General features: G+C 40.8%; 14 protein-coding genes. 6 read left to right on the forward strand and 8 right to left on the reverse strand.

Annotated features, from left to right (window positions below):
* Window positions 1–75 precede the first annotated feature (75 nt).
* Both V5804_RS14970 and V5804_RS14975 read left to right on the forward strand, forming a co-directional pair.
* Window positions 76–1,200 (forward strand): glycosyltransferase family 9 protein, encoded by a 1,125-nt coding sequence (locus tag V5804_RS14970; RefSeq protein WP_369592206.1) that lies wholly within the window; start codon window positions 76–78, stop codon window positions 1,198–1,200.
* Complete coding sequence (locus tag V5804_RS14975; RefSeq protein WP_369592207.1) at window positions 1,197–1,994, forward strand: glycosyltransferase family 2 protein; 798 nt, start codon at window positions 1,197–1,199, stop codon at window positions 1,992–1,994. The genes V5804_RS14970 and V5804_RS14975 overlap by 4 nt, the downstream gene beginning before the upstream one ends.
* Before the next feature lie 14 nt (window positions 1,995–2,008).
* Here V5804_RS14975 and V5804_RS14980 read toward each other — a convergent pair whose 3' ends face one another.
* From V5804_RS14980 to V5804_RS15010, 7 genes are all read right to left on the reverse strand, one after another.
* Window positions 2,009–2,500, reverse strand: coding sequence for a hypothetical protein (locus V5804_RS14980; protein ID WP_369592208.1), 492 nt, complete (start codon window positions 2,498–2,500; stop codon window positions 2,009–2,011).
* 5 nt (window positions 2,501–2,505) lie between these two features.
* Window positions 2,506–2,988 (reverse strand): XRE family transcriptional regulator, encoded by a 483-nt coding sequence (locus V5804_RS14985; RefSeq protein ID WP_369592209.1) that lies wholly within the window; start codon window positions 2,986–2,988, stop codon window positions 2,506–2,508.
* On the reverse strand, window positions 2,963–3,367 hold the full coding sequence (locus V5804_RS14990; RefSeq protein ID WP_369592210.1) for a hypothetical protein: 405 nt from the start codon (window positions 3,365–3,367) through the stop codon (window positions 2,963–2,965). The genes V5804_RS14985 and V5804_RS14990 overlap by 26 nt, the downstream gene beginning before the upstream one ends.
* Window positions 3,368–3,537: 170 nt before the next feature.
* Window positions 3,538–5,025 carry a PfkB family carbohydrate kinase gene (locus tag V5804_RS14995; protein WP_369592211.1) on the reverse strand — a complete coding sequence of 496 codons (1,488 nt, stop codon included), beginning with the start codon at window positions 5,023–5,025 and terminating at the stop codon, window positions 3,538–3,540.
* Window positions 5,026–5,180: 155 nt separating this feature from the next.
* On the reverse strand, window positions 5,181–5,906 hold the full coding sequence (locus tag V5804_RS15000) for an SDR family oxidoreductase (RefSeq protein WP_369592212.1): 726 nt from the start codon (window positions 5,904–5,906) through the stop codon (window positions 5,181–5,183).
* A gap of 59 nt (window positions 5,907–5,965) precedes the next feature.
* Complete coding sequence (locus tag V5804_RS15005) at window positions 5,966–6,964, reverse strand: glycosyltransferase family 4 protein (protein ID WP_369592213.1); 999 nt, start codon at window positions 6,962–6,964, stop codon at window positions 5,966–5,968.
* A 208-nt stretch (window positions 6,965–7,172) separates the two neighbouring features.
* Entirely contained in the window at window positions 7,173–7,628 is a 456-nt protein-coding gene (locus V5804_RS15010; protein WP_369592214.1) for a PA2169 family four-helix-bundle protein, read from the reverse strand.
* A 117-nt stretch (window positions 7,629–7,745) separates the two neighbouring features.
* Here V5804_RS15010 and V5804_RS15015 point away from each other — a divergent pair, with 117 nt between their 5' ends.
* Window positions 7,746–7,910 (forward strand): hypothetical protein, encoded by a 165-nt coding sequence (locus V5804_RS15015; RefSeq protein ID WP_369592215.1) that lies wholly within the window; start codon window positions 7,746–7,748, stop codon window positions 7,908–7,910.
* A 224-nt stretch (window positions 7,911–8,134) separates the two neighbouring features.
* Here the strand turns inward: V5804_RS15015 and V5804_RS15020 are convergent, their stop codons facing one another.
* On the reverse strand, window positions 8,135–9,178 hold the full coding sequence (locus tag V5804_RS15020) for an NAD(P)H-dependent flavin oxidoreductase (protein WP_369592216.1): 1,044 nt from the start codon (window positions 9,176–9,178) through the stop codon (window positions 8,135–8,137).
* 504 nt (window positions 9,179–9,682) lie between these two features.
* Here V5804_RS15020 and V5804_RS15025 point away from each other — a divergent pair.
* The 3 genes from V5804_RS15025 to V5804_RS15035 all read left to right on the forward strand — a co-directional run bounded on the left by V5804_RS15025 (window position 9,683) and on the right by V5804_RS15035 (window position 11,704).
* Window positions 9,683–9,952 carry a hypothetical protein gene (locus V5804_RS15025; RefSeq protein ID WP_369592217.1) on the forward strand — a complete coding sequence of 90 codons (270 nt, stop codon included), beginning with the start codon at window positions 9,683–9,685 and terminating at the stop codon, window positions 9,950–9,952.
* Window positions 9,953–10,017: 65 nt separating this feature from the next.
* Complete coding sequence (locus V5804_RS15030) at window positions 10,018–11,016, forward strand: SDR family oxidoreductase (protein ID WP_369592218.1); 999 nt, start codon at window positions 10,018–10,020, stop codon at window positions 11,014–11,016.
* A gap of 394 nt (window positions 11,017–11,410) precedes the next feature.
* Window positions 11,411–11,704 (forward strand): hypothetical protein, encoded by a 294-nt coding sequence (locus V5804_RS15035; RefSeq protein WP_369592219.1) that lies wholly within the window; start codon window positions 11,411–11,413, stop codon window positions 11,702–11,704.
* The last annotated feature ends 69 nt before the right edge of the window (window positions 11,705–11,773 follow it).

Below are 11,773 nucleotides of genomic sequence, written 5' to 3' on the forward strand. Positions count from 1 at the left end.
TAGTTTTACATTTCAAGAGGGATCCTAAACCAAGTTCAGGATGACAAAACGCTGGACTAAAATTTGTTAGCTACAATGATCAAAAAAATAGCCATTGTAAGGGCCAACGCGCTGGGCGATTTTGTTTTTGTTTTGCCTGCAATTCGTGCTTTAAAAGAAACTTTTCCGGGCGTAGAAATTGTATATCTGGGCAAAGCTTGGCACCGGGAGTTTCTGGAAAAAAGGCCAGGTTTAATTGATCGTGTTATCGTTGTTCCGCCTTATCCCGGCGTTGGCGCAGCATATGATTATGTGCGGGACGAAGCGCAGTTAGACCAGTTTTTTGCCGAAATGCAGGCCGAAGAATTTGATATGGCGTTTCAATTTCACGGCGGCGGCGGCAATTCCAATCCGTTTACCAAACGTTTGGGCGCGAAAAAAACTTTTGGTTTGCAGGCTGCCGGTGCGCCGCCGTTAGACGTTAACGTGCCGTATATCATGTACTTTGCCGAGCCGTTGCGTTACCTGGAAGTGGTATCCAAAGCCGGTGCAAAAACAGCCTGGTTTGAACCGGAATTTGAATCCATCCCTTCTGACCTGGATGAAATTTCAGCATTAATTCCTAATCATCAGCAAAAAAAACTCATCGTTATCCATCCCGGCGCTACGGATTTACGCCGGAGATGGTCGCCCGAAAACTTTGCTGCTGTGGCTGATTTTTTGATCGAAACCGGTTTTACCGTCATCGTTACCGGAAGCGATTGGGAACGCGAAGTAACTGACGCCGTAATCAAAAACATGGTACAAAAACAGCACGTCATAGATTTCTGCGGAAAAATATCGCTTGCCGGTTTAACCGGGTTGCTAAGCGTTTCCAAACTGCTCATTTCCAACGATACCGGTCCGCTGCATTTGGCCCGCGCTTTAAAAACGCCAACCGTAGCCACGTATTGGTGCGGAAATGTGATTACCAGTCCGCCGCTTACCTTAACTACCAACCGTACTTTATTATCATGGATGATCATCTGCCCCATTTGCGGCAAAAACATCACCGGCCCGGATTCAGGTAAAAAAGATACAAATTGCAACCACGAACTTTCTTTTGTGGATGGCATCACAGTTGAACAGGTAAAAATTGCAGCTTTTGATCTGTTAAACGAAGCAGGCAATTGGCCGCAGGAAGCCGAGCCGCTATCCGTATCACCAAGCAATTATATATGAAAGTATCCGTATTGATCCCAACTTATAACCGGCTTACGGCTTTGGTGGCCACGTTAACCGCTTTAACCGCGCAGGATTTTAAAGATTTTGAAGTGATTGTTGCGGATCAAAGCGATCATTTTACCGGAAACGATGGTGTGATCCAAACGCTGCAACGGATTTTCGATTTGCACCAAACGCCGCTAAAATTGTTGCAAAACCTGCCCAAAAAAGGTATTGCGCAGCAGCGGCAGTTTTTGCTGGACCAAAGTACGGGCGAATATTCGTTGTATTTAGATGACGATATTATTTTGGAACCGGACGTGATCGGGAGAATGGTAAAAGCATTGGACGAAGAAAATTGTGCTTTTGTAGGCATGATGCCGATTGGTTTAAGTTACCGTGATGATTTCCGTCCGCACCAGCAGCAAATTGAGTTTTGGGAAGAAGCCGTGCAGCCGGAAAACATCCAACCCAATACACCCGAATGGAAACGGCATCATGTGCATAGCGCGGCCAACATCATGCACATTGGCCAAGCTTTAAATATCAAACCGGAGAATCAGCAGAAATATAAGATTGCCTGGGTTGGCGGTTGTATTTTGTACGATACGCAAAAACTGCGCGACAACGGTGGCTTCACTTTTTGGGAACAACTGCCCGAGGAACATTGCGGCGAAGAAGTTTACATTCAGCAAAAACTGATGCGGAAATATGGCGGATTTGGTTTGCTGCCTTCCGGCGGTTATCATTTGGAATTGCCAACCACTTTGGTTAACCGGGAAGTGAATGCGCCGGAGTTTTTGAAAGCTTGAACTAAAAACGGTTACTATAAATCAGCCTTTTTATTGTTTAATTCATCTTGCATTTTTTTGGCGTTTTCAATATTCATCTGTAATAATTCATTAAAAACTTTATGAGGATTGATAACAGGTACCATAATAATGTTAGAATATTTACTACCTGCAATATTTTTAGACAAAATAGCTCTCATGTGAGTAAAAGCTATGCTGAACAAGGTTTCTAATGACTGATCTGGAAAAACAATGTTTTTTTTGTCGTCCACAAAACCAGCTAAATCTTTTACGAAAAATCTAGTTAAAACACTTCCAAATACAAAAGTTATATCTGAAGAGATTTCTTTAAAATTAGCACTAATGTCATAATCAATCCAATCATTATCTGTATCAAATAAAAATTTCATACCGTAGCCTACTTTTATTTTGTCTTCTTCAACCTTTAAGAATTCTCTAATAAAGAAGCCTGTATCTAAAATTCTTTCGATAGCAAATCCAAACTGTTTTTCTTCTTTATTTTCCATTATTATTAAGCTACTAGTATTGAATCCGATTTTTCTTTTTCTAATAATATATCTTGAATATCATTTCGCTTATATTGAGTATATGAGTTAATATTAACTTTTTCATTTTCTTGCTCATTACCTGAAGAATTATCAAATTTATTAACAACAGCTAAAGGAATTATTTTATTTTTTACAATTGATGAATCAGAATTATGGTAAGATTTAAGCTGGGTATCTAGTTTAATTATATCATCTAGTTTATCATATTTTATGCGAGGAACAAGACCAATAGCAAGACTGATGTCAATAAGTTTTTTTAAAGTGTAGTTAAAATTGCCATTTAGTATTTGCGAAACCCGACCTTTGGTGATCTTTAATCTGTTTGCTAATTCAGTTTGGTTAATGTTTTCCTTTTCCATATATGAGTAAACTTGCCTAAATAGTTCATTCTGTTCGTGGTCAAACCAATAAATGGGTTTCCTAAGTAGTTTTTCTCGTGATGTCATCTTCAGTTGCTTCTAAATATCTTTTTTTTATTGCTCTAAATGTTCTTAAATCTTTTGCTTGATCTGTTTTTTTACCTGCATACATAATAATATATGCACTTTTATGTAAAATTAAATATGCTCTCAAATTTCCTGTCTTAACCTCAAATTCATCTGTTTTAGGGGGATCTAATTTTTTAAATTTATTGTGAGGCAGTAAAGCTGAATTTGAAACCTCATCCATTCTTGATTTTAATAAATCAATTTGTTCTTCCCATGTACCTTCGCTTTCAATTCTTAAACAAAATATATTCCAATAACAAATAGTGTTTTCAATTATTTTCAAAAACGTGATTTTACCAACAATATCGTTGCACGGTTCTAATACAAATTTACTCATTTTTTTTGTTTAGGAATAGCTAAACTTTTGAATTTTTAAATAAATCTATGGTTTATCTCTAAACTTAATAAATCTATTTTTAGCATGAAGAAATTACAGAAATTAATTTATTTAATGGAGTAAGTTATTATCTTGAGAATGACAGAAAAACCTAATCATAACAGAAAAACCTAAACCACCTTCAACATCTTTGCATCCGCATTGATCTTTTTAATCATGTTGGATGTTGAATGATCGGGCACCAAAGGGATAAAAGCAACTTGTCCGCCAACTTCTTCCACCACTTTTGCTTCGGGCAGGTTTTGCAGGTTGTAATCGCCGCCTTTGATGTAATATTGTGGTTTTGCGGCGCGAATCAAAGCGGAAGGCGTATCGTCTTCCGCAGAACCAAACGGAACGATGTGGTCAATCGAACTTAATCCGGAGAGTACCAAAACGCGGTCGCTCAATTCGTTGATGGGCCGGGTTGATCCTTTTAAACGGCGGATACTGTCGTCGTTGTTCAAACCAACGATCAACACATCACCATAATTTTTGGACTGGTTGAGGTAACTCACATGTCCGGAATGCAAAATATCAAAACAGCCGTTGGTGAACACCAAATTTTTGCCTTGCTGATGGTAGAACCTGCAAAGCTCTGCCAGTTCCTGCGCATCAGAAACGTATTTGTTTTGGGTAGAGAAAAACGCTTTCAATTCATTTAAAAAACATGGCGCAGTGGTTGATTTTCGGATGGCAACCGTAGCCGCGGCAGTGGCGAGTTCGGCAGCCTGAATACTGTCAGCACCAGAACATTGTGCCAAAGTAAACGTGCTGATAAAAGTATCACCGGCACCAACAACATGCGGTGTTTCCACGGCATAAGCAGGCGTATGGTGGATGTATTCCCCTTTTTCAAACAGCATGGAGCCTTCTTCATCCAGCGTAAGGGTGATGTGTTCGGCACCAGTAAGGCGGTATAAGGTTGGGCCGTAATTTTTCAATTGTTCAACCCGGTTGTTGCTTAACGATTGCAAATTCAACAAACCGATGGCTTCTACATAATTGGGTTTCACTACCGAAGGCTGCAAGGGTGTAAACAAAGGCAGGTTTTTAGAATCCAGTGCCAAATAAGCAGGGGATTGCTGCTGGATTTGCTGTAAAAATTCAATTAAGGCCGGCGTAAACAAACCGGCTTTATAATCGCCCAAAACCACCGCATCAAACTGATGGTAATGGTTTTGCAAATACTGGAATATTTTTTGTTCGGAATCAGCGGAAGGCGGGTTTTGAGAACCGCAATCAAAACGGCTTAACAGTTGTCCATTGGAAACTAAGCGTGTTTTGGTTACCGTTTTACGAAAAGGCTCACGAACGATGGCATTGCAATTGATCCCGGCGTTTTCCATAAACCGGCAGGCTTTGTCGGCATCTTCATCATCGCCGGAAAGCGCCAAAAAGCTCACTTGTGCGCCCAAAGCTTTCAAGTTGATGGCCGCATTGGCTGCACCGCCGGGAATTTCTTCCTGGCTGGAAATGGTTACCACCGGCACCGGACCTTCGGGCGAAAGCCGGAAACTTTCGCCTTTCATGTAAATATCCATCACCAGGTCGCCAATAACCAGCACTTTTAACTGGTTAAACCGATCCATAATTTGCTCGTGCCTGTTCCTGCTCATAGCTGTAATTCTTTGTGTTAAATAATGCAAATGTTAGAAAGCTTGTCATCCTGAACTTGTTTCAGGATCCCTCAGGATAAAAAATTAATTTCCTTTCTGATGGGATGCTGAAACAAGTTCAGCATGACAATACATGCTTCTTTTACCGCCTAAATTTATGGCCAGCTTGTTTCCATCAAAGGCAAAATCAAAATCTCCGGCACAACGGTATCTGTATCATCTTCAATGATGTAACGGATTTTGGTAGCCACATTTTTTGGGTCTTGCAGGTTTTGCGGCGGGATATCCGGGAAACGGTCAAGCAAAAAAGGCGTACTCATGCCACCGGCAATAATGGCGGTAACTTTTACATTTACTTTGCGTGCCTCGGTAAACAACGCATGGCTAAAGCCGCGCAAGCCCCATTTCGAAGCGTGGTAAACCGAAGCTTCTGTCCAGGCACGCAACGAAGCGGTGCTGACGATGTTGATGATGTTGCCGGATTTTTGTTCGGACATCACCTCCAAACCAAACTTCGACATCAAAAACGGCCCGCGTAAATTCACGGCAAAAGCGGCATCCCACTCAGAAACAGAAAGTTCCAGGATAGATTTGGTAAAATCAATACCAGCGTTGTTTACCAGAATATCTAATCTGCCGTATTCGCTTTTAATTTTTTCAATCGTCTCTTTTACAGATTGTTCGCTGCTCACATCCAAACGCATGGCAACTGCTTTGCCGCCTTTTTCGGTGATGGTTTTAACCGTTCCGGCTGCTTTTTCTTCCTGAATGTCGCCTGCAATAACTGTTGCACCGGCTTCGGCCAACTGGTAGCAAATTTGCTGCCCCAGCCCTTGTGCGCCGCCGCTGATTAAGGCAACTTTGCCTTGTAATTTTTCCATTTTTTGGGTTGATTTTATATTAAATTTTGATTTCGTAAAAGTAACAAGCAATGCTTCTTTTACAATACTATTTTTGAGGGTTGGTTTTTGCTGATGGCTTGGTTAAAAACCCGCACCCAATCGGCGTTAAAGCGTTTGATGTCGAATCGTTTTTTGGCCATTTCCTGTCCGGCCGCACCAATTTGCTTCGCCTTTTCGGGATCGGCCAGCAAATCTTTCATCGCGTTAATTAAGTAATTAATATCGGTATGGATAATACCGGTTTCTCCGTTTTTGATAACCGAAGCCAGTTCTGTTGTCGCCAAACCAACTACCGGAATGCCCATCACCATCGCTTCGCAAACCGCTAAACCTAAACTGGTAAACCGGATCGGATTGAAGAAAAAACGGTAACGGCTCAAAAACTCCGGCAGTTCCGGATGCAAAACTTCACCTAAACCCAGCCTTTCGGCGCCCATGCCAACCAAATCCAAAGGAATATGTTTTTGCACTTCCAAAAAAACGTCTAATCCCAATCGCCGGCCTCGTCTTTCGATGTTATTGATCACCACAACGCCTCGTTCCAGTTCGCCCGAATAAGGAGCCGTGCGCACTTCCACGCCATGTTCGATCACCGTAAAAGGCACGTCGTTGTTGTCCCAAAGCAAACTGTTAAAATGCGTAACGTGGACCAGAGAAATCCGGCTATCGGTAATAATATGTTTGGTATAAGGCGTAACGTCCTGCGGCGGATCGTGCTCCAGATAGATTTTCGGCAGTTCGCGTTGTTCGGCCGAAAGCGTTTCGTACTGGTTTTCCAAAAAGTTTGTTCTAGTTTGAAAAAGGATGCAGTCCAGTTCCAGGTCTTTTACTTTTTCTTCGTCAACTTCGTGCACATTTTCCCCGAAAGGAAACGTGGTTCCGCGGCCCACGTAGCCCGGTTTTGGTTCTTTGCTTATGGGGATATAAATTTCGTAATCGCCTAAAGATAAATAATATAAGTACGTTCCGTGGATGTGCCAGGTGAAAATTTTAACACGCTGACCAGGGTTTTGACCATTAACAAAAGGCAATTGCATAGCGCAGAAACATTTTTTTTTGATGTTTAAATTCAAACTAAAACTGTAAGCGTTTTACCGGTTTTGGTTTTTGAGGCCGAAAGATAAAGGTTTTTGCTTGTAATGCTTCTTTTACCGGCCTAAAATTAAAAAGGCAGCCCAAAAAAGCAGGCATAAAAAAAGCATTGCCGGTAGCAGCAATGCTTCTTTTATCAACCAAAAATTGGTATTAGCTGAATTGTGCTTTTAAAGATTCAATTTGGTTCAAATCCTGCTGGATGCCATTGCGTTGTTTTTGCAACAAAGCCAAATGGTCGGCATGGTCTGTATAATCTGCAATAAAACCATCGTATTTTTCGATAGCTGCTTTTTCGCCGGTTTCAATGGCTTCTAAAATAGATTTGTTGTCGTTTCCGGTAAAAGCCTGTTTAATATCAATCCAGCCACGGTGCACTGCGCCCAAAAGGCCGCCGCTTTCGTTGCCGTCTTCGTTGCCGCCATGTGTTTTGATATGCGCTTTCAGTTCGGCTGCATAAGCGGCACGTTCTATAGAATCTTTTTCAAAAACGGCTTTCAGTTCTAATGAATCTGTTGTTTCTGCGGCAGAATCGTAACCTTTTTTGCCATCGTTCAAAATGTTTACCAGACTGTTTAAATCGCTGATTATTTCATCGTTCGTTTTCATGGGATATATCTGTTTTTATGTTGAAAAAGTAAAAGGCGTAACCAATCGGTTTTGTTTTCGCAAATCGGTATTAAAAGTTAAAAAATTGGTTTCCGTGCTTTGATAAAGCCTGATTTTATGCCGGTAAAAGAAGCATTGTGGAAATTACCTTGTGTTGAAAATGCCGCGCACGTTTATCCCAACGCCGTGGTTATCAATTGTTACACCGCTGGTTTTATCGTTGCCGAAAATTTTGAACGGCCGGAACAAGTGTTTGTTCAAATAAATTACAAATTTGCCTAAAATGTGAGGTTCACGACCTAAAAAAGCACTTTATCCGAGGATTGGATTACAAAGGGTTTATGAAGTTAAAGGCCGTAAAGATACCCCTGGAGCAAACGCTAAAATTTACTTGGCTTATTAATGGGATTCTTTGCCGCTCTTTACCCAAAAAATTACAAACTTGTATTAGTGATAATCTGGTAAAGAAGACGGCCGTTGTATTAGCGGAAAGTTATTCCTGCTTTTTATATCATATCTATCAAATTGGTAATAATTTGATGGGTACTGCCCCGCGTGCTCTTTCCGGCAGACTGCCCTGCCCACAAAGCAATAAAGTCTTTGATATTGTGCTTCTGTGCATGGGTCCGAACCAAACTCATCAATTGGTTTTGTAAGGTATAATAAGGAATTGATAGGTTTTTTGCCTCCATCCGCTGCATAAACTCATTCTGTATGCCCCGGGCCCATTTTCCGGAAAAGGCACGGGTGAGTGTTGTAGATGTATCCTGAGCATGAAGTACTGCTTCCTTATAAGCCTCACTTGCAGTGCTTTCATCAGCAGTAATAAACAAGCTTCCGATCTGTACACCGGAGGCCCCAAGAGCAAAAGCTGCTTTTATTGTCCGGGCATTATAAATGCCCCCTGCTGCTAGTATTGGCAAGCCTACCTCATCGGCCACTTGCGGCAACAGGGAAAATAGTCCTACCTGTGGCAAAGGATGATCAGATAAAAAGCTACCTCTATGGCCGCCTGCTTCTATGCCTTGTACCGTTAAACTGTCAACACCAGACTGCGCCAATGCCTTTGCTTCAGCCACACTTGTTGCGGTACCTATGAGAATGGTGCCTTTTTCCTTTAAAGCCGAAACAACTTCAGCCTTTAACCGGCCAAATGTAAAACTTACTATCGGAATGGTTTCCTTTAATATAACCTCAATCAGGTCTTCATAATAATAAAAACGGAAAGTCTTTATGTCTTGCTGTTTGTAAGGGATATCAAAGTTCAAGCAAATTTCAGCAAGGAAATCCTGCATAAGTGCCGTTTCCTCTTTATTTACTTCACCGGCCGGTGTATGTGCAAACAGGTTAACTGCAAACGGGCGATTTGTTAGTGCTTTGGTAGCATGGATAAGCTCGCGCGTTCGGTCGGGAGACAAGCCGCCAACAGGCAATGACCCTAAAGCCCCGGCATTAGAAACAGCGGCAACCATGGCAGGTGTGGTAACGCCCAGCATCGGTGCCTGTACAATCGGATAGCTGATATTTAAAAGGCCTTTCAAATCTTGCATAGCTAAACGTTTAAACTCATTGCAAGGTAGCTTTTTTTAATAAATGACGGTGCAAAACTATACTTAGTTGCATCAAAAAGACAGAGCCAAAGAGACACAAAGTTTTAACAAGATTTCTGTTTGGATGGATAACATAGAGAACAACTTTGATTGAAGAAGAGATGTTTTTTGTAAACGGTAAATATTGTATTTGTCATTTTTGATAATAAACAGATATATACCGGTATGGACAGTTAAGCAAACAACCTTTTTTTAAGGGCCTGATTAAATTTTGTCCCAATATTTTCAATGCTTCTTTTACCGCCTAAAAATCAATGTTTCTATGTTCGATTTGTATCGGTATAATATTCAAATCCAGAATTTATGGGCATAAAAGAAGCATGGTAGATTTTTACCGTAGAAATCTAAACAGTCTCTAAGCACTTCATTCTTTTCAACCAAATTAACTTCCCGCCAAACTTTCTGAACCGTTCATCTCTTTACTAACAAATAAAATTTAAAGAGATGAATGCGTATCAGCAAAAATGGGTTGAGTTGTTTCAAGGCGCACATATCCCAAACTGGCAGATCAAAGCCAGCGGAAACGATATCGAAATCCGGGTTCCGGCCGATGTGGACTTAAAAATTGTGCGCGATAATTTCCCGGAAACCGTTGCGGCCATGTCGCTCGATATTACCATTCCGAAAGAAAGGCTGAAGTTTATTTTGCACAACGGCCACGCCAATACCGAATATATTTTAAACCCAACCGATGCCGATTTGAACAGGGCTTAACCAGCAATCGGATGCTTCTTTTATCGGCATAAATTCATTTTGTCAAACAAAAAAACCCCAAGTTTATGAGCAGCTTTTTCAAAAAAACCAATAAAATACCTTTAAACCAGCAAGTTGTAGTAATAACCGGTGCTTCAAGCGGCGTTGGCCGCGCCACGGCTTTAGAGTTTGCGCGTTACCGTTCTACCATCATTTTAGCTTCGCGGCAGGAAGAGGCTTTGCAGGAAGTGGCCGATATTTGTAACCATTTGGGAGCAAAAGCATTGGCCGTGCCAACCGATGTAAGCGATGCGGCAAGCGTGCAAAAACTGGCCGAAGCATCCGTAACTTTTGGCGGGAAAATAGATACCTGGGTAAACGTGGCCGGCGTAGCGATCATGGGTGAATTTAACGCTGTTCCGCTGGCAGAGCATGAGCAGGTGATCCGCACCAATTTGCTGGGTTATATTTATGGCGCTTACGCCGTGTTGCCTTACTTTAAACAGCAAAAATCAGGAACGATCATCAACATGAATTCGGTTGGGGGCTGGGTTGCTTCGCCTTATGCCGTGGCTTATAGCGTAAGTAAATTTGGCGCCAAAGGTTACAGCAAGGCTTTACGCGGCGAGCTGTACCGTTTCCCGGATATTCATATTTGCGATGTTTTTCCTGCTTTTTTGGACACGCCGGGATGTAAGCACGCCGGAAATTACATCGGCAAAGTTTTAAAACCTGTTCCGCCGGTTTACCCAGCTACGCGTGTGGCAAGTGCTATTGTAAAGCTGGCGGTGCACCCACAAGATTCGGTTGTTGTAGGCGCGATGGCTTATTTGGTTAAGCTGAGCAATGTTTTTCTGCCCGGTTTGGCCGAGTGGGGAATAGCAAAAGGGTTGGAAACGTATTTAAAAGTGGGCGATGACGCGTCGGTAACTTCAGGCAATATTTTACATCCAACCGGAACTTATAACCAAATTTCGGGCAGTTTTACCCAAAAAACGGTTACCCAAAAAAGGGTGAACAAAACCTTAGGCGTGGCCGGTGCCGCTCTGGCGTTGTTGTTTGTGGTGAATAAAATAAGAAAGTAATTCTTTTATCAACACAAATTTTTTGTTGGTAGGAGAAGTGTCATTTAAATTATGGCAATGATACGCATATTTTATAGTAACATTAAACAGTGTTTTAAATAATTGAAATTAAAAAGCTAAAAATGTAAAGTATTGTTATTTACAATAGCACTTCTCTTTAAAATATGGTAAAAATACATTGGCTTTATGTAAGTCCAAACTAAGTATTTACATTTGTGTTCTAATTAATACAATAATATAATAGCCAATTATATAATAACCATTACAGCTTCTATATCGTAAAATGTCTAATTGGCAAGTTAAGTCAGATTCTAATTTTAAAGCTACAAATAAACTAAACAACGAATTATTCTTTTGTTCGAGTGTCCACTGCTCGTATTATAGCTGTATTCAAATGATATATCATTTTTTGAATGTTTATTTACAAAAGTCAGAGCAACAAATAAACAATGATACTTACAATAGTACATCAAGCATTGGATTACATAATTGGTTAATTAAAACTGTTTTTGATGAATTTAATGATCGTTCAGAAGCAAATGATTTTAACACTAAAATCAATGAATTGAAGACGTTAAGGAAAAAATCTGATTATCAGAATAGGATCATTCAGCAAAACGAAGCGGAAAAAGCAAGAGATACGGCTTATGAAACGCTTAATATAATTAAAAGAAACTTTAACTTATGAAAGCACAAGAATTTATAATAGAGAACATCAAAAATATTGTAGCAAAATATCCTTATTTGCAATGTACTT

The sequence above is a fragment of the Mucilaginibacter sp. genome, assembly GCF_041088075.1.
GTDB lineage: Bacteria > Bacteroidota > Bacteroidia > Sphingobacteriales > Sphingobacteriaceae > Mucilaginibacter_A.

Excerpts from the sequence above, each read along its gene's own strand:
- V5804_RS14970 (WP_369592206.1), top strand. The coding sequence starts at position 76 with ATGATCAAAAAAATAGCCATTGTAAGGGCCAACGCGCTGGGCGATTTT.
- V5804_RS14975 (WP_369592207.1), top strand. The coding sequence starts at position 1,197 with ATGAAAGTATCCGTATTGATCCCAACTTATAACCGGCTTACGGCTTTG.
- V5804_RS14980 (WP_369592208.1), bottom strand. The coding sequence starts at position 2,500 with ATGGAAAATAAAGAAGAAAAACAGTTTGGATTTGCTATCGAAAGAATT.
- V5804_RS14985 (WP_369592209.1), bottom strand. The coding sequence starts at position 2,988 with ATGACATCACGAGAAAAACTACTTAGGAAACCCATTTATTGGTTTGAC.
- V5804_RS14990 (WP_369592210.1), bottom strand. The coding sequence starts at position 3,367 with ATGAGTAAATTTGTATTAGAACCGTGCAACGATATTGTTGGTAAAATC.
- V5804_RS14995 (WP_369592211.1), bottom strand. The coding sequence starts at position 5,025 with ATGAGCAGGAACAGGCACGAGCAAATTATGGATCGGTTTAACCAGTTA.
- V5804_RS15000 (WP_369592212.1), bottom strand. The coding sequence starts at position 5,906 with ATGGAAAAATTACAAGGCAAAGTTGCCTTAATCAGCGGCGGCGCACAA.
- V5804_RS15005 (WP_369592213.1), bottom strand. The coding sequence starts at position 6,964 with ATGCAATTGCCTTTTGTTAATGGTCAAAACCCTGGTCAGCGTGTTAAA.
- V5804_RS15010 (WP_369592214.1), bottom strand. The coding sequence starts at position 7,628 with ATGAAAACGAACGATGAAATAATCAGCGATTTAAACAGTCTGGTAAAC.
- V5804_RS15015 (WP_369592215.1), top strand. The coding sequence starts at position 7,746 with ATGCCGGTAAAAGAAGCATTGTGGAAATTACCTTGTGTTGAAAATGCC.
- V5804_RS15020 (WP_369592216.1), bottom strand. The coding sequence starts at position 9,178 with ATGCAAGATTTGAAAGGCCTTTTAAATATCAGCTATCCGATTGTACAG.
- V5804_RS15025 (WP_369592217.1), top strand. The coding sequence starts at position 9,683 with ATGAATGCGTATCAGCAAAAATGGGTTGAGTTGTTTCAAGGCGCACAT.
- V5804_RS15030 (WP_369592218.1), top strand. The coding sequence starts at position 10,018 with ATGAGCAGCTTTTTCAAAAAAACCAATAAAATACCTTTAAACCAGCAA.
- V5804_RS15035 (WP_369592219.1), top strand. The coding sequence starts at position 11,411 with ATGATATATCATTTTTTGAATGTTTATTTACAAAAGTCAGAGCAACAA.